Source organism: Marichromatium bheemlicum (assembly GCF_012276755.1).
GTDB lineage: Bacteria > Pseudomonadota > Gammaproteobacteria > Chromatiales > Chromatiaceae > Marichromatium > Marichromatium bheemlicum.
Window position 1 is genome coordinate 16,196 of the sequence record NZ_JAAXKX010000004.1, and the last position, 16,570, is coordinate 32,765.

Annotated in this window: 14 protein-coding genes; 8 read left to right on the forward strand and 6 right to left on the reverse strand. The window is 68.2% G+C overall.

Translation table 11 applies throughout. The annotated features are described in order from the left end of the window. Positions 1-57 precede the first annotated feature (57 nt). The 3 genes from HF203_RS04390 to HF203_RS04400 all read right to left on the reverse strand — a co-directional run bounded on the left by HF203_RS04390 (position 58) and on the right by HF203_RS04400 (position 3,405). Positions 58-207: a hypothetical protein gene (locus HF203_RS04390; RefSeq protein WP_168666975.1), complete on the reverse strand. Its 150-nt coding sequence runs from the start codon at positions 205-207 to the stop codon at positions 58-60. Between the two features lie 301 nt (positions 208-508). Further along, on the reverse strand, positions 509-1,183 hold the full coding sequence (locus HF203_RS04395; RefSeq protein WP_168666977.1) for a cysteine hydrolase family protein: 675 nt from the start codon (positions 1,181-1,183) through the stop codon (positions 509-511). Positions 1,184-2,016: 833 nt separating this feature from the next. Next, a complete protein-coding gene (locus HF203_RS04400) occupies positions 2,017-3,405 on the reverse strand; it encodes an MATE family efflux transporter (protein ID WP_168666979.1) in 1,389 nt (462 codons plus the stop codon). 660 nt (positions 3,406-4,065) lie between these two features. Between HF203_RS04400 and HF203_RS04405 the strand changes: the two genes are divergently transcribed. The 5 genes from HF203_RS04405 to HF203_RS04425 all read left to right on the forward strand — a co-directional run bounded on the left by HF203_RS04405 (position 4,066) and on the right by HF203_RS04425 (position 8,270). Further along, entirely contained in the window at positions 4,066-4,380 is a 315-nt protein-coding gene (locus tag HF203_RS04405; protein ID WP_168666980.1) for a hypothetical protein, read from the forward strand. A 77-nt stretch (positions 4,381-4,457) separates the two neighbouring features. Further along, positions 4,458-5,963 (forward strand): TonB-dependent receptor, encoded by a 1,506-nt coding sequence (locus HF203_RS04410; RefSeq protein ID WP_168666982.1) that lies wholly within the window; start codon positions 4,458-4,460, stop codon positions 5,961-5,963. A 17-nt stretch (positions 5,964-5,980) separates the two neighbouring features. Beyond that, entirely contained in the window at positions 5,981-6,880 is a 900-nt protein-coding gene (locus HF203_RS04415; RefSeq protein ID WP_168666989.1) for a metal ABC transporter substrate-binding protein, read from the forward strand. After that, positions 6,877-7,455 carry an ATP-binding cassette domain-containing protein gene (locus tag HF203_RS04420; RefSeq protein WP_168666991.1) on the forward strand — a complete coding sequence of 193 codons (579 nt, stop codon included), beginning with the start codon at positions 6,877-6,879 and terminating at the stop codon, positions 7,453-7,455. Before HF203_RS04415 ends, HF203_RS04420 begins: the two co-directional genes overlap by 4 nt. After that, entirely contained in the window at positions 7,452-8,270 is an 819-nt protein-coding gene (locus HF203_RS04425) for a metal ABC transporter permease (RefSeq protein ID WP_168666993.1), read from the forward strand. Before HF203_RS04420 ends, HF203_RS04425 begins: the two co-directional genes overlap by 4 nt. A gap of 6 nt (positions 8,271-8,276) precedes the next feature. Here the strand turns inward: HF203_RS04425 and HF203_RS04430 are convergent, their stop codons facing one another. Next, a complete protein-coding gene (locus HF203_RS04430; protein WP_168666995.1) occupies positions 8,277-8,951 on the reverse strand; it encodes a histidine phosphatase family protein in 675 nt (224 codons plus the stop codon). Positions 8,952-9,155: 204 nt separating this feature from the next. Here HF203_RS04430 and mtgA point away from each other — a divergent pair, with 204 nt between their 5' ends. Together mtgA and HF203_RS04440 are read left to right on the forward strand one after the other, a co-directional pair. After that, positions 9,156-9,914: a monofunctional biosynthetic peptidoglycan transglycosylase gene (gene mtgA / locus HF203_RS04435; protein WP_168666997.1), complete on the forward strand. Its 759-nt coding sequence runs from the start codon at positions 9,156-9,158 to the stop codon at positions 9,912-9,914. 108 nt (positions 9,915-10,022) lie between these two features. Next, the gene (locus HF203_RS04440; protein WP_168666999.1) at positions 10,023-12,491 is read left to right on the forward strand and encodes a penicillin-binding protein 1A; all 2,469 of its coding nucleotides are present in this window, start codon (positions 10,023-10,025) and stop codon (positions 12,489-12,491) included. 8 nt (positions 12,492-12,499) lie between these two features. Here HF203_RS04440 and HF203_RS04445 read toward each other — a convergent pair whose 3' ends face one another. Then, positions 12,500-13,369 carry a DUF6279 family lipoprotein gene (locus HF203_RS04445; protein WP_168667001.1) on the reverse strand — a complete coding sequence of 290 codons (870 nt, stop codon included), beginning with the start codon at positions 13,367-13,369 and terminating at the stop codon, positions 12,500-12,502. Further along, on the reverse strand, positions 13,366-15,231 hold the full coding sequence (locus HF203_RS04450) for a putative bifunctional diguanylate cyclase/phosphodiesterase (protein ID WP_168667003.1): 1,866 nt from the start codon (positions 15,229-15,231) through the stop codon (positions 13,366-13,368). The genes HF203_RS04445 and HF203_RS04450 overlap by 4 nt, the downstream gene beginning before the upstream one ends. A gap of 98 nt (positions 15,232-15,329) precedes the next feature. On the opposite strand from HF203_RS04450, the gene alaC reads away from it, so the two are divergent. Further along, positions 15,330-16,532 (forward strand): alanine transaminase, encoded by a 1,203-nt coding sequence (gene alaC, locus HF203_RS04455; protein WP_168667005.1) that lies wholly within the window; start codon positions 15,330-15,332, stop codon positions 16,530-16,532. Positions 16,533-16,570: the final 38 nt, after the last annotated feature.

The window sequence follows — 16,570 nt, forward strand, 5'->3', positions numbered from 1 at the left end:
GGATGCTTACCGCTTTATCCCTTCGCGTCCTTTGCGGTTCGAGTCAGCTTCCAGCGATCAGCCTTCAGCCTCCAGCCTCCAGCCTCCAGCCTCCAGTGTCGGTGTGCAGTCGACCGCGACGCGACGAGACCAGTCAGCCTCTTCACTGGAGGCTGGCGGCTGGAAGCCTTTCTTCATCTTCGCGCTCTTGGCGTCTTTGCGGTTCATGCCTCGAAGCTCGGCGCTCGCGCCCCGGTGTTGGGTTAACCGTCGACGAATGCCGCAGCTTCGTCGATGGCATGGTGGGCGGACGGTTAACCCAACCTACGAGATCAGCTCTCAGCCGCCAGCCTCCAGCCGCCCGCCGTTGCGCAGGTGTTTGGCGGCTGTGTGCCACCACTGGTGGCTGGCGGCTGACCGCTGGGGGCACTTCTCTCCTTTGCGCCCTTGGTTTGCGGTTCAATCTCCTGGCGGCTGGCGGTTCGGCCGATGGGCACGCTGCGCTTTGCCCATCCTACCGGCTGGCGGTTCAGCCGAGCCCCATCTCCTCGAGCAGCTCGTCGCTGCGCATCACCTGGCAGTAGATCATGTTGAGGATCTCCAGCTCGTGCTGGTGCAGGCTGTCGGTGCCGGCGGCGCAGCAGTCCTCGAGGAGGATGACGTGGAAGCTCTCGTCGGCGAGACTGCGCACTGTCGAGGAGACGCACTGGTCGGTGTAGACGCCGGTGACGATGACGTTGCGGATGCCCATGTTGTTGAGCACCAGGCGCAGGTTGGTCCCGGTGAGGGCGCTGTCGGTGGTCTTGGTGACGACGATCTCGCCCGGTTCCGGGGCCAGCTCGGGGACGATCTGCGAGGCCTCGGTGTCGAGCGGCATCAGCAGGTTGTTCCAGCCCGGCAGCCTCTGGCTCAGTGAGCGGTCGCGACCGTCATCGAGCAGACAGGCGATGCGGGCGTGGATGACATCAATCCCCGCGGCGCGGAAGCGTTGCTGGAGGGCGCGGAGGTTGGGGATCAGGGTCTCGCGCATGCGTTGCTGGAAGGGGGCCCAGCGTGCGCGTTCATCGGGGTCGTCGGCGAGCACCATACCGTAGTTCTGCACGTCGATGCAGAGCAGCGCGGTCTCCTCGGGAATGAGGGTGGGGAGTTCGGGGGCCGGTGCCTTGGCGTAGTAGAAGGAGCGGTGTCGCGTCTTCCAGGTCATGCGCGGTGCCTCCTTGATGCGCGGGCGGGGCGGCGCGCGGCTTGTCCCCAGACCCTGTGGTTCGTCCTGTGGATAAGTTGTGACGAGTTGCGCTAGGTCACTGAGATACAAGCCTATGAAACGGATTGGTCGAATCCTGTCCACTTAGACCAATCAATTAGCCTAGTCGAGAAAGATTCTCTCTGCCAGTGATCCAGGACAAACGGGCGTGAGATGGGAGCAGCGACCAGCGGCATTGAACCGCCAAGATACCGTCTTGCCTGTCAATCGACGATCAGGCAACACCAGCCTCCCCGACTGGAGTCTGGAAGCTGGTTTGAACCGCGAAGACACGAAGCGCGCAAAGGAGAGAAGTGCCCCCAGCGGTCAGCCGCCAGCCACCAGTGGTGGCCTCCCCTCAAACACCGCCGCCAGACACCTGCGCAACGGCGGGCGGCTGGAGGCTGAGAGCTGATCTCGTAGGTTGGGTTAACCGTCCGCCCACCATGGCATCGACGAAGCTGCGGCATTCGTCGACGGTTAACCCAACATCGGGACGCGAGCGCCGAGCTTCGAGGCATGAACCGCCAAGTCGCCAGTCGCCAGTGATGGGGCTGGGTTGTCTCGTCGTGTCGCGGTTGACTGCACGCCGACACTGGAGGCTGCTTGCTGGAAGCTGGTCGCTTTCTTCGCGTCCTTTGTGTCTTTGCGGTTCAATCTCCCGGCGGCTGGCGGCTGGCGGCTGGCGGCTGGCGGCTGGCGGCTGGCGGCTGGCGGCTGGCGGCTGGCGGCTGGCGGCTGGCGGCTGGCGGCTGGCGGCTGGCGGCTGGCGGCTGGCGGTTGGCGGTTGGCGGCTACTGCAGGGCCGGGACCAACCGCTGTCGTCGCCGCGCGGTGGCTACTAGGGCGATACCGAGCATCACCGCCGCAGCGGTCAATCCGGCCACGAGCCCCAGCCACAGACCAGCCGGGCCTCGTGCCGGGCCGAGCAGGTCGGTGAGCGCAAGGCTGTAGCCGATCGGCAGGCCGATAGCCCAGTAGGCGACCAGGGTGATGATCATCGGCGTGCGGGTGTTCTGATAGCCACGCAGGGCGCCGGCGGCGGTGACCTGGATGGCGTCGGAGAACTGGTAGAGCGCTGCGTAGACGATCAACTGGGTGGCGATGGCGATCACCGCCGGGTCGGGGGTGTAGAGGCGAGCCACCCAGTCACGCCCGAGCAGGATCAGCGTCGCCGAGCAGCAGGCCAGGGTCAGCGCCGTACCCAGTGCGACCCGGGTACTGAATCGTGCCTGTCGCGCCGAGCCGCGCCCGAGCGCTTGGCCGACGCGTACCGTGGTCGCCATCGACAGCGAGTAGGGCACCATGAAGATCATGCTGGAGAAGTTGAGCGCCACTTGATGCCCGGCCACCACTACCGGGCCGAGACCGCCGATGAGTAGGGCGATGACGGCAAAGATGCTGGCCTCGGCGAATACGGCGATGCCGATCGGCACGCCGAGCGCGAGTAGCGCGCCGAGGGTGGGGAGGTCGGGGGCCTCGACCCGGGCGAAGGGGGCGCAGGGGCGATAACGTGGAGCGAGCGCGATCCAGCTCGCCAGCCCGATGAGCATGAACCACATCACCAGCGCCGTCGCCCAGCCGCAGCCGACACCGCCAAGGGCCGGCAGCCCGAACCAGCCCCCATGGATGAAGATGTAGTTGGCCGGGATGTTGAGCAACAGCCCGAGTAGCCCGAGCACCATATAGGGACGCGGCTGTCCCAACCCGTCGCTGAAGCTGCGCAGTACCTGGAACAGGGCCGCGGCGGGAAAGCCGAAGGCGACGGCTTGGAGATAGCCCATGGTCGGGGTGATGAGTGCGGGATCGACCTGCATCAGCTCGAGCAAGGGCTGCGCCGAGGCCAGTATCGTGGCGGCCAGCGCCCCGAGTGCGAGTGCCAGCCACAGTGCTTGACGCACCAGGGGACCGGTCGCAGCCAACCGCCCTGCACCGACGAGATGAGCGACCTTGGGGGTCGTGGCCATCAGCACACCGTTCATCAGCAGGAAGACCGGGATCCATACCGAGTTGCCGAGCGCTACTGCGGCAAGATCGCGCGCGCCGACCCGACCGGCCATCAGGGTGTCGACGAAGCCCATCGCGGTGTGCGAGAGCTGGGTGATGAGGATCGGCCAGGCAAGGGCGATCAAGGCGATGAACTCGACGCGGACGCGTTGAGCGGTGGTGCGCTGGGAAGACATGAAAACCGTCTTGAAAAACAGTTAATTATCTTCCTTTTGATTGCGGGTTGTCAATCGTCTCGAAACGTGTATCTAGCTGTCGAGCAGCGACCAGCGGGGTTGAACCGCAAAGCCGCCAAGAGCGCAAAGATGAGAAAGGCTTCCAGCTGCCAGCCTCCTTCCAGCTGCCAGCCTCCAGTGATGGGGCGGGGTTGTCTCGTCGCGTCGCGGTTGACCGCACACCGACACTGGAGGCTGCTTGCTGGAGACTGGCCGCTTCCTTCGCGTCCTTTGCGGCTTTGCGGTTCCATCTTCAAACCACAAAGCCGCCAAGAGCGCGAAGATGAGGAAAGGCTTCCAGCTGCCAGTCTCCAGTGATGGGGCGGGGTTGTCTCGTCGCGTCGCGGTTGACCGCACACCGACACTGGAGGCTGCTTGCTGAAGACTGGTCGCTTTCTTCGCGTCCTTTGCGGCTTTGCGGTTCAATCTCCTGGCGGCTGGCGGCTGGCGGCTGGCGGCTGGCGGCTGGCGGCTGGCGGCTGGCGGCTGGCGGCTGGCGGCTGGCGGCTGGCGGCTGGCGGCTGGCGGCTGGCGGCTTGAATCTCCGCACCGACTTGCACGCAGTGAGTGTAATGCTATAACGTCCCGCGCTCTGTCTTGCGATTTGTCAACGCCTCCTCCATGCCGTCTCTCGTCCAGCCACAACCCCGTCGTGCCCCATTGGTCGCGTTGCTGCTCGGTGCCGTGTTGTTGTGGACGCAGACAGCGCTGGCAGTGCATCAGCTCGAGCACCTGGTCATCGATGCCGATGAGCCCTGCCTGATCTGTCTGGGGGGCGTCGGGATCGGCTCGCCGCTCGGGGCGGCGGCGCCGTTGCTGTACCAGGCGCGCCTGCGCGAGGTCGGACGGCTGCGTTCGGCACCGCTCGTCTGGCCGGGTGCGCACTCCTTCCTGCCGCAGCGCGCTCGCGCGCCCCCCGGCTCGGTTCGCTGTTGATCGCTGTGACGCTTTCGATCACCCGCTGGTGACCGTTGGCGTCCTTGTGCTCCACCCAATGATCAGGAACCGAAGCCATGTCCACACCGAACCTGGTGCGTGGCGGAGCGGGCGCGCTCGCGCTGCTGCTGCCGCTGTGTGCCGCCGCCACCACCGATGAGGCCGAGATCGCCGAGCTGCGCGCGATGATCGAGGCGATGAAGGACCAGTACGAGACCCGTATCCAGTCGCTCGAACGCCGTCTCGCCGAGGCCGAGTCGCGGACGCCGTCACGGGCGACCGTCGCCCCCAGTGACACCGAGTCGCGTCCGATGCGCGCGCCCGTGGTGCACCAAGCGCCGACACCCGCGCCGAGGCGTGGCGCACTGAGCGCGGCCAATGCCTTCAATCCGCGGATCTCGGTGATCCTCGACGGCAATTACTATCACGACGATCTCGACGGCGGTGGCTCGGGCCTGGTCGGCCACGCCTTCCAGCCCTCCGGCGGCGACCATCACGATCACGACCACGCCGGTCACAGCCACGGCACTTTCGACAACGGCTTCAACATGCGCGAGGCGGAGCTGAGCTTCGCCGCGACCATCGACCCCTATTTCGATGCTGCCATGCACATGGCCGTCGACAGCGACGGCAACGTCGAACTCGAAGAGGCCTATCTGCAGACCCGCGCGTTGCCGCACGGGCTGCGGGTCAAGGCCGGACGCTTCCTCAGCGGCTTCGGTTATGCCAACGCCCAGCACCCACACCAGTGGGCCTTCGTCGACCAGAACCTGCCCTACCTCAATCTGCTCGGGGTGCACGGCCTGCAGGACACCGGGGTGCAGTTGACCTGGCTGCCGGCGCTGCCGGTCTACACCCTGGTCGGGGTCGAGGCGCTGCAGGGCGATCAGGAGCGCTTCGGCGCCACCTTCGGCGGCGAAACCCTGGAATCGCTCGGGGTCGATGAGGCCGACGACGGCCCGCGGCTGTGGACCGCCTTCGCCAAGATCGCCCCTGACCTCGGCGACCAGCACGCGCTGCAGTTCGGTGTCTCCTTCGCCCATGGCGACCGTCAGCAGGAGCTGCTTGCCCATACCCATGGGCATGACCACGACGCCGAGGTGCACCAGACCGCGCTCGACGGTGACGCCGATCTCTGGGGTGTCGATCTGGTCTACGCCTATGACGCGCCCGGCTACGGCGGCAAGGGCGACCTGCGGCTGCAGAGCGAGTATCTGCGCTCGATCAAGGACCTCGGCATCATCGCCAGCGCCCATCCCGAGCAGCTCGGCGAGCGGCGCACCTTCACCACCGACGGGCTCTACGCCCAGCTCACCTATGGGATCGCGCCGCGCTGGACCCTGGGGCTGCGCTATGACGTGCTCGGCCTGACCAACAGCGTCGGTGGCGACGCCGATGCCGACTACGGCAGCTCCGAGCGCTGGACCCTGGGGCTGACCTGGGGGCTGACGGAGTTCTCCCAGCTGCGCGCGCAGTACGCCCGCAACGACATCCTGGTGGCCGAGGATACGCGCGAGCGCTTCGACGCCTTCTATCTGCAGTTCCTGATGAGCATGGGCAGCCACGGCGCCCACGCCTTCTAGTGCCCCGGAGGAACACCATGAACAGCTCACTGATGATCCGCGCGGGCGTGCTGCTCGCGGCCCTGGTCGCGCTGCCGGCGCAGGCGCTCGAGGTGGTGGCCACCAGCCCGAGCATGGGCGCGCTGGTGCGCGCGGTCGGCGGCGCGGACACCGCGCTGACGGTGCTCTCCGGGCCCGAGCGCGACCTGCACCGGTTGCAGGCGCGCCCGAGCATGATCGGCGCGCTGCGTCGCGCCGATCTGGTGGTGGCGGTCGGCGCCGAACTGGAGATCGGCTGGCTGCCGCTGGCGATCGCCAGCGCCGCCAACCCGGCGATCCGCCCCGAGACCCCGGGCTACTTCGAGGCCGCCGCCCAGGTCGCGCTGCTCGATGTCGGCACCCCGGCCGATCGCGCGCTCGGTGACGTCCACCCGCTCGGCAACCCGCACCTCAACCTCGATCCGTTGCGCATGGCGACGGTGGCGCGGGCGCTGGCCGAGCGCATGGCCGCCCTCGACCCGGCCGGTGGCCCCGACTATCGCGCCGGCGCCGCGCGCTTTGCCGCCGCCGTCGAGCGGCGCCTGCCGGCGTGGTCGGCGCGGCTCGACGGCGCGCCGGGCGCAGTGCTCCATCACCGCGACGGCGTCTATCTGCTCGATCGCTTTGGCGTGCCGCTGCTCGGCACCATCGAGCCGGTGCCCGGGGTGCCGCCGAGCGGTCGTCAGCTGAACGCGCTTACCGAGCGGCTGCGGGGCCAGGCCGGGGTGGTGATCCACACCCCCTATCAGCCGGCGCGCCCGGCCGAGCGGGTCGCCGCCGCGCTCGACTGGCCGGTGGCGGTGCTGGCGCTGGAGCCGGCACGCGCGGCCGACGGCGCGGCCTATCTGGCGCACATCGACCGCTGGGTCGAGGTGCTCGCCGGGGCGGCGCGGCGATGAGCGAGGCGCTGTTGCGGCTCGACGGACTGGTCGCGGGCCATCGCGCGCCCGTGGTCGGTCCGCTCTCGTTCGCCCTGGGGCGTGGCGAGGTGCTGGGGTTGTGGGGCGGTAATGGCAGTGGCAAGTCGACCTTGCTCAACGCCATCGCCCGCGCCGCGCGGGTGTTCGCCGGGACGATCCGGCGCGCACCTGGGTTGCGCCTGAGCTATCAGGAGCAGCGCCCGGTGCGTCTCGACCCCATGCCAATGACCGGCGCCGATCTGCTGCGTGCCGCCGGGCTCGACCCGCGCCGCGCGCCGGCGCCCTTGGTCGCGCTGCTCGGCCAGCGACTCGATCGGCTCAGCGGGGGGCAGTACCAGCTGCTCTGCGTGTGGTGCGCGCTCGGCGCCGAGGTCGATCTGGTGCTGCTCGACGAGCCGACCAACAACCTCGATCCCGGCGCCGAGCGGTCGCTGCGCGCGCTGCTGGAGACGGCGCGTGCAGACCGAGCGGTGTTGCTGGTCAGTCACGAGCGCGCCTTTCTCGAGGCGGTGAGCACCCGGGTGCTGACGCTCGAGGCCGGGGGGCGGTCATGAACGAGGGACTCGCGCTGCTCGTCGACCCGCTGTTCCGGGTGCCGCTGCTCACCGGGCTGGCGGCGAGCCTCGCGCTCGCGCCGATCGGGGTGCTGTTGATGCTCCGCGACGAGTGGCTGGCGGCGCTGGGGCTGGCGCATCTGGCGGCCGCCGGCGCCCTCGGCGGGCTCGCGCTCGGTGCGCCGGGGCTGGCCGGTGCCGGGCTCGGCGCGCTCGGCGGTGGACTGATCAAGGGCGCGTTGGGCCGGCGTGGCAACGGTGTCTACGGCTTCATGATCCTGATCGGCTGGGCGTTACTGCTGCTGATTGCGGCCAACAGCGCGGTGGGCGAGGGGCTGGGGCAGGCGCTGATCGACGGCCAGCTCTACTTCGCCCGCTGGCCCGAGCTGATCGCGGCCCTGGCGCTGGCGCTGGCGCTGCTGTGGGCGTTGCCCCGGCTGGCCTGGCCGCTGTTGCGCGCGCGTCTGCTGCCCCGGCTCGATCGCGCCAATGGTCGCGCGGCCTGGCGCACCCACCTGGGGATGGATCTCGTTGCTGCGCTCGGCATGGCGGTGGGCACCGCCACGGTTGGGTTGATGGGGGCCTTCGCGCTGGTGTTCGTGCCGGCCTGGGTGGCCTTCCGGGTGGCGCACGGCTGGCGCGCGACCTGGGTGGTGGCGGGGGGGATCGGGGTCGCTGGTTATCTCGGCGCCTTCGTGCTGGCGCTGGCGCTCGATCAGCCGTTTGGCCCGGTGCTGGTGGCGGTGCTGGTCGTGTTGGCCTGGGGCGCGAGCGCGCTCCAGGCGGGGTGGCGATTGCTGACGGGCTGGCGCTGAACGGGTTCAGTGGCAGGGGTCGCTCCACCAGTGCGAGAGCCGCTGTTCGAGTTCCCGCGCCGGCAGCCCCTCGTAGTGTGAGATGTCGTTGAACAGCCGCAGCCGCGCGCGTACCTCGCTGGCGAAGTCGAGGATGGTCAGCCCCGCCGGGCTCTGGTCGAGCCGGTCGCGATAGCCGCGCGCATCGAAGCCGAGCAGACTACTGACCAGTAGCCGGTTGGTGCCCTTGTGGGCGACCACCAGCACCGAGCGGTCGTGGTGATCGTGGACGATGCGGCGCATCACCGGCAGGGCGCGGGCGAGCACGTCGATCCCCGACTCGCCGCCCTTGGGCGCGCTGGTCAGCGGGTCTTCCTGCCAGGCGCTGTACTCATCGGCGAAGTCGGCGGCGACCTGCTCGCGGGTCAGGCCCTCCCAGTGGCCGTAGTCGATCTCGCGCAGCCCAGGCTCAGGGGTGGGTTCGAGACCGTGTGACTCGGCGATGATCCGTGCCGTCTCCATGGTGCGCCCCATCGGGCTGGCGAAGACCGCATCGAGGCTGTCGCAGCGCAACCGCGCGGCGAGCGCGCGGACCTGGGTGCGGCCCTGTTCGGAGAGTGGTACGTCGGTGGAGCCGGCAAAGCGGTCCTCGGCGGTGAGTTCGGTGGCGCCGTGGCGCACCAGATAGATTCGGGTCGGCATCGGTGTTCTCCTCGTTGGCACCCGGTTATCCTCGTGACCCCATGGTCGGGCTGTGCACAGGCGTTGTCCAGATCGGATCTGCTCGGCGCTGTGCGCGAAAAGTGTACTGGGGCTGTGTCAAAATGGACGATCGAATCGGCGGCCGGTCCCGCAATGAGGGGTGGCGATCGGTGGCACGGCGATGACGGAGGTCTGGATCTGCTCATGAGCGCACGGAAAACGCGCAAACGCCCCGGCAAGGGGCGGGCTCGTAAGCAACGACACGACACACCGGGGATTCTGCGGCTGCTGGTGCTGGCGCCCTTGGTACTGGCGCTGTGTTCGGTGGTGATGGTCGGTGCGTTGCGTTGGCTCGATCCGCCGAGTTCGGCTTTCATGCTCGAACACCGACTCGCCGGGTTGTGGGCAGAGGGCCGCGCGCCGCGACTGGAGTACCGCTGGGTCGATCTCGACGACATCGACCCGGCGCTGGCGCTGGCGGTGATCGCCGCCGAGGACCAGCGCTTCCCCGAGCACCACGGCTTCGACCTGGTCGAGCTGCGCAAGGTCCTCGCCGATCTGGGCGAGGGCGGTCCCAGCCGGGGGGCGAGCACGCTGACCCAGCAGACGGCGAAGAACCTCTTCCTGTGGCCGGGGCGGGACTATCTGCGCAAGGGCATCGAGGCCTGGTTCACGGTGCTGATCGAGACGCTGTGGCCGAAGCGACGCATCCTCGAGGTCTATCTCAACATCGCCCAGTTCGGTCCCGAGGTCTATGGCGCCGAGGCCGCCAGCCGTCGCTACTTCGACCGTTCCGCGGCCAACCTCGGGCGGTCACGCGCCGCCCGGCTCGCGGCGGTGCTGCCCGATCCACGCGGCTATCGGCTCGATCGCCCCAGTGAGCGACGGGAGCGGCGTGTGGGCTGGATCCTCGCCCAGATGCGCCAGCTCGGCGGTATCGCCTATCTCGAGCGGCTGCGCTGAGCGCGGCCTTGCGGGGCGGGACGCGATCGCGCAGGATGTCGCCGCCGGTGCCGCGCTGATGGGGTATCGGGATGAGGCGTGCCCGGCGCGCGCGCCCTGGAGTCGCCCTTGGAACACGCAGCCGATCAGCAGCCCGCTCCGGAACAGCCACCTTCGTCCGCGCCGCGGCGTCTCGCGCCGGGGCGCTGGCTGCTGCGCCTGTCGAGCGCGCTGCTCGGCGCCGGGTTGCAGCTCATGCTGCTGGGGCTGCTCGGTGCCGCGGCCTTCGTCCACTTCACCCTGCCCGAGCTGCCCGACGTCGAGCAGCTGCGCGACGTCCAGCTCCAGGAACCGTTGCGCGTCTACAGCGCCGATGGTGCGCTGATCGGTGAGTTCGGGGTGCAGCGCCGTCGCCCGGTGCGTTATCGCGATGTCCCGGCGCTGGTGGTGCAGGCGGTGCTCGCCACCGAGGACAGTCGCTTCTTCGAACATCGGGGGATCGACCTGATGGGGCTGGCGCGGGCCTCGTTGAGCTATGCCCTGACCGGGGAGAAGACCCAGGGCGGCAGCACCATCAGCATGCAGCTCACCCGCAACTTCTTCCTCACCCGGGAGAAGACCTTCGCGCGCAAGCTCGCCGAGGTGCTGCTGACCCTGCACGTCGAGCGGACCCTGACCAAGCAGCAGATCCTCGAGCTCTATCTCAACAAGATCTTCTTCGGTCATCGCGCCTACGGTATCTCGGCGGCCGCCGCGCTCTACTACGACAAGCCGCTCGAGGCGCTGACCCTGCCCGAGGTGGCGATGCTCGCCGGCATCCCCCAGGCGCCCTCGAGCAACAACCCGGTGACCGACCCGGCGCGCGCGCTGGAGCGGCGCAACCATGTGCTGGGGCGAATGCACGCACTCGGCTATATCGACACGCCGCGCTACGAGCAGGCGATCCGTACCCCCGACAGGGCGCGGCTGCATCGCCGCCTGCCCGACCTGGAGGCCGGTCACGTTGCCGAGATGGCGCGCCAGGAGATCATCGAGCACTACGGCGAGGCCGCGCTCGGGCACGGCTATCGGGTCATCACCACCCTCGACACCCGGCTGCAACGGGCAGCGCAGGGCGCGGTACGCGAGGCGCTGCACGACTACGACCGGCGGCACGGTTATCGCGGCGCCGAGGCACGCATCGCGCTTGCCGGTCGCACCGAGGCGGCGCTCGACGCGCTGCTCGCCGCCCACCCGCCGCTCGGCGGGCTGCGCGCGGCGCTGGTCACCGCGGTCTCGGCGGGCGCCGCCGAGCTCTATCTCGGGCGCGGCGAGCGCGCGCGGCTCGATCTGGGGGCCGTCGCCTGGGCGCGGCCGTTGATCGACGAGAACCGGCGCGGACGGCGGCCGCGGCGCGTCTCCGACGTGCTCACCGTCGGTGACCTGGTGCGACTCTCGCGCGCCGAGGACGGCAACTGGCGGCTCGATCAGCTCCCGGCGGTCGCCGGCGCGCTGGTCTCGATCGATCCGCGCGACGGCGCGGTGCGGGCGCTGATCGGGGGCTACGACTTCGCGGCGAGCAAGTTCAACCGCGCGCTCGACATGCGTCGTCAGCCCGGTTCGAGCTTCAAACCCTTCATCTATGCCGCCGCGCTCGCCGAGGGCTGGACCCCGGCGAGCCTGGTGCGCGATGGTCCGGTGGAGCTACCGCGCGGTTCGCGCTGGAACCCGCAGAACGCCGATCGTCGCGCGCTCGGTCCGATCCGGTTGCGCCCAGCGTTGGCGCGCTCGCGCAACCTCGCCACCATCAATCTGCTGCAGAGTGTCGGGGTGGAGGACGCCAAGCGCTATCTCGAGCGCTTCGGCTTCGCCCTGGTCGATAACCCGGTGGGACTGTCGTTGGCTCTCGGGACCGTCGAACTCTCGCCGGTGAGCCTGGCCGAGGGCTATGCGGTGTTCGCCAATGGCGGCTATCACGTCCATCCGCACTTCATTCGCCGGATCGAGGACGGTGAGGGGCACGTGATCTTCGAGGCCATGCCCCCGCGCGCCTGTGACGACTGCTGGTATCGGCGCGAGGCGCAAGCGTCCCGCCCCGCTGCGCCCTCGGTCGCCGCCGAACAGGTGATCGATCCGCGTATCGCCTATCAGCTCACCTCGATGCTGCGTGATGTGATCGAGGTCGGTACCGGGCGCCGCGCCCGTGTCCTTGGGCGTGCCGATGTGGTTGGCAAGACCGGGACCACCAACGATCTGCGCGATTCCTGGTTCGCGGGTTATCAGGCCGACTTCGTCACCATTGCCTGGATGGGGTTCGACGACTTCTCCGAGCTGGGACGTGGCGAGTACGGCGGCGTGGCGGCGTTGGGGATGTGGGTCGAGTTCATGCGTCAGGCGCTCGCCGAACGACCGGAATTACGGCTGGCGCCGCCACGGGGGATGGTGCGGGTGCGGATCGATCCGGCACGTGGGGTCGAGTTGCGTGGGCCAGGTGGCATCACCGAGTGGGTGCGCGAGGAATATCGTTTGATGTTGCTCGGCCCCGACCCGATCCGTGCGACACCTGCGCCAGTGGTCGAGGACAGTGCGACCCCTCGGGTCCTCGACGCGCTGTTCTGAGCCCGGGCTCAGCTGCTACAGGGTAGCGGCCTGGGGGTGGTGTGGCCGCGTTGCAGTCGGCGCAGGGTATCGCGCAGTTCACCGAGGCGGTGCTGCACTCGGGCGCGCTGTTCGGGGGCGAGACTGGCGCCGAGCCGGGCGGCAAGGGTGACGAGCTGCTCGGTCAGGCGCTCGCCATCGCGGCGCAGTTCGATCGGCATGGCGTCGAAATCGGTCAGCCACGCCCGCAGGAAGGCGGCGATGCGCCGCTCCCCGGCGCCCTCCTCGAGCAAGGTCATCAACCGCCTGCGCTGGGCGGCGCGATAGGCATCGAGCGCCGGTTGACTGTGTGGCATCGCGGCGGTGATCTCGCCGATCAGTTGCTGTTGCTCGGGGGTGAGGGGGCCGGTCCAGTCGCTGATGTTACGGATATAACGCCGGGCACGCCGCTGGCGTTCGCGCGCGGCGTCGGGCGGTGCGCCGCGCTCGGTCTCTCTCTCGTGCCACCGCTGCTCGAGACGGGTGCGCTGGGGCGGGGTGAGCGCGGCGAGCAGCGGGGCTGCGGCGGTGATGAAGAGCTCGGCGTGGTGGCGATAGACTGGCGCGGCGGCGGCCATCAGGCAGGCGAGATCGCTGCGTGCAGGGCCTGTCGCGGTCGCCTGGAGTAGTCGCTCGAGGAGGGCGACGAGTTCGGGTAGGGCCTCGCGGCGGTGGCGCTCCTGGACCGTCTGGAGTACCGGTTTCCAGCCACGCAGCTGTTGAGGGTCGAGATCGAGCTGGTGATCGACATAGACCCCGGTGAGAAAGGGGGCGTTGTCGTAGACCAGCGAGATCCGGCTGCAACCGACAGCGAGGAACAAGCAGGCGAGTGCCACTAGGGGGCGTCGTACGCGACTCATGAGGCGTACTCCGTCTCCAGGACCGGGGCCGAGAACAGATAGCCCTGGGCCCAGTGGACACCAAGGTCACACAGGGTGTGGGCGGTGGCCTCGTCCTCGACGCACTCGGCGATGGTGGTGATGCCGAGCGAGTCGGCGGTGTACTGGATACTGGCCACCAGGGCCCTGGACTTGGGCTGGGAGTGGATCTGGGCGATGAGCTGGCGATCGATCTTGATGAACGAGATCGGCAGCTCGGCGAGATAGCCGAGTGAGGAGTAACCGCCGCCGAAGTCGTCGATGGCCAACCGAAAGCCACGTTCGATGAAGGGGGCGAGGGTCGTGCGGAGCTGGCGCGCCTGGCCGAGTGGTTCGCGTTCGGTGATCTGTAGTACCAGGGATCGGGTCTGGCCCCTGGGGCCGAGTCGGGGACAGTGCGCGGCGGCATGGTCGGCGAGGGCGGCGACCTGCTCCGGGCGGCGCAGCAGGTCGCCCGAGAGGTTGATGAAGCGCTTGATGGCAAGCCGTCGCCCGTTCTCGGTGGCGCAGCGGGTGATGGCGCGTCGAGCGAGGATATCGTCGATGTGATGAAGCAAGCTGAGGCGATCGGCGACCTCGATGAACTCCTGGGCGCAGAGTACGTGCTCGGGGGCGGTGACGATGCGGGCGAGGACCTCTTCGCCGACCACGGTGCGACTGTCGAGGTCGATGATCGGCTGATAGGCCGGGCGGAGCAGTCCCCCGCCGATCGCGCGTTGGACCAAGGCCGCGGTGGTGAGTGCATGGGCCTGTTCGGCATTGGTGACACAGCTGCGATTGCGCCCACGTAGTTTGGCCTCGTAGAGCCCGGCATCGGCGCGGGCGAGGACCTCGTCGATACCGTCCTTGCCCGGGCTACTCACGGCGATCCCTGCGCTCACCGTGACCTTGAGCGTCTGCCCGGCAAACTCCGTGCGGGTGTGTTCGACGCTCTTGCGCATGCGCTCGATGCCCTGATGGGCCTGTTCGACGCGGGTTACCGGGAGCACCACCAGGAACTCCTCGCCGCCCCAGCGCCCGAGCCAATCGCCCTGGCGGATGCTGCGTCTGAGGGCGAGGGCGACCTGCTTGAGGACCTGATCGCCGGCGCCATGGCCGTGGATGTCGTTGATCAACTTGAAGCGATCGATATCGAACAGGCCGAGGCAGTAGGCCACGCCTGAGCGCTCGCTGCGAGCCTGCTCGAGACGCAGATAACCATTGAGCGCGCGTCGGTTGGGTAACCCGGTGAGGTCGTCGTGGGTGGCCATCTGGAACATGCGTTGTTCGAGTCGTCGTAGCCGCTCGCCCTGCACCGAGGCGCCGAGGACGTTGGCCGCCGCGCGCAGTGCCTGGACCTCGAGTTCGCTCCAGTGCCGCTCGTGTTCGCAGTCGTCGAGTCCGATAAAGCCCCACCAGTGCTTGACGACGAACACCGGCACCACCACCAGAGAACGAATGTCCTGGGCCTCGAGGGGGGCGCGTTCGGCCGTCGGGAAGGTGTTGATGCTTCCGTGGACCACGCCGCCGGCGCTGAGTATCTGGCACCAGTGGTCGAAGCCGGCCTCGAGCGGGAGGCGTTGCAATTCGGGGTTGTCGAGCTGACTCTCGATCCCGGGGGCAGAGAACTCGTGACGTTGGCTGGTGTAGAGTACGCCATCAATACCGAGCTGGTTCTCGAAGACATAGGCACGGCTCGCATGGGTCGCACGTGCCAGGTGTTCGAGCATGCGTGGGACGTATTCGCCCCAGTTGGGGTGACCGAAGTATTCGGCCGCCAGACCGACGGCCTTGAAGATTGCCGTGGCGCTGTCGTGTGCCGGAGCGGCATCATCGTCATGACCAGTGCAGGGTTGCGGTTGCATGGGGTGCCAGTAGGCCGATGCATCGTCTTGCTTGCTTCTTTCCCTGCTGGCTGTACACTCTGAACCTTTTTCCAACTTCATCTTCAACGAGGTCCCCCGTGGTCGCCCCCGAGTCAGATTTCCATCGCATCAAGCGCTTGCCGCCCTATGTCTTCAACATCGTCAACGAGTTGAAGGCCGCGGCTCGAGCGCGGGGCGAGGACATCATCGATTTCGGCATGGGCAACCCCGATCAGCCGACGCCACAGCACATCGTCGATAAGCTGATCGAGGTCTCGGCGCGCGGCAACACCCATCGCTACTCGGTCTCGCGAGGTATCCCGCGGCTGCGTCGTGCCATCTGCCACTGGTACCGCGATCGCTTCGATGTGCACCTCGACCCCGAGACCGAGGCCATCGTCACCATCGGCTCCAAGGAGGGGCTCGCTCACTTGGCGATGGCGACCATGGATGCCGGCGATACGGTATTGGTGCCCAACCCGGCCTATCCGATCCATCCCTACGGTTTCATCATCGCTGGCGCCGACGTGCGTCATGTGCGCTTGACCCCCGAGGTCGACTTCTTCGAGGAGCTGCGCCGCGCCATCCAGGACTCCTGGCCCAAGCCCAAGATGTTGGTGCTCAACTTCCCTGGCAACCCCACCGGGCAGTGTGTCGAGCTGGAGTTCTTCGAGAAGGTCATCGACATCGCTCGCGAGCACGGCATCTGGGTGGTGCACGACATCGCCTATGCCGATATCGCCTTCGACGGTTACAAGGCACCCTCGATCCTGCAAGTGCCCGGGGCCAAGGAGATCGCCGTCGAGTTCTTCTCGATGTCGAAGAGCTACAACATGCCCGGTTGGCGGGTCGGTTTCATGTGCGGTAACCCGACCCTGGTTGCGGCGCTGGCGCGGATCAAGTCCTATCTCGATTACGGCACCTTCACCCCGATCCAGGTCGCGGCGATCGCTGCGCTCGAGGGGCCGCAGGAGTGCGTACGCGAGATCAGCGACATGTATCAGAGCCGACGTGACGTCCTCTGCAGCGGGCTCAATGCCGCCGGTTGGGCGGTCGAGCCGCCCAAGGCGACGATGTTCGTGTGGGCGCCGATCCCCGAGCCCTACCGGGAGATGGGGTCGCTGGAGTTCTCGAAAAAGCTCTTGCGCGAGGCCAAGGTAGCCGTCTCCCCCGGCATCGGCTTCGGTGAATATGGCGACACCCATGTGCGTTTCGGTCTGATCGAGAACGAGCATCGCACGCGTCAGGCGATCCGCGGTATCAAGGAGATGCTGCGTCGGGAGTCGCAGGCCGGCGCCTGATCCCCGTCTAGAGCGGTGGCGCGCGTCCATCACGGACG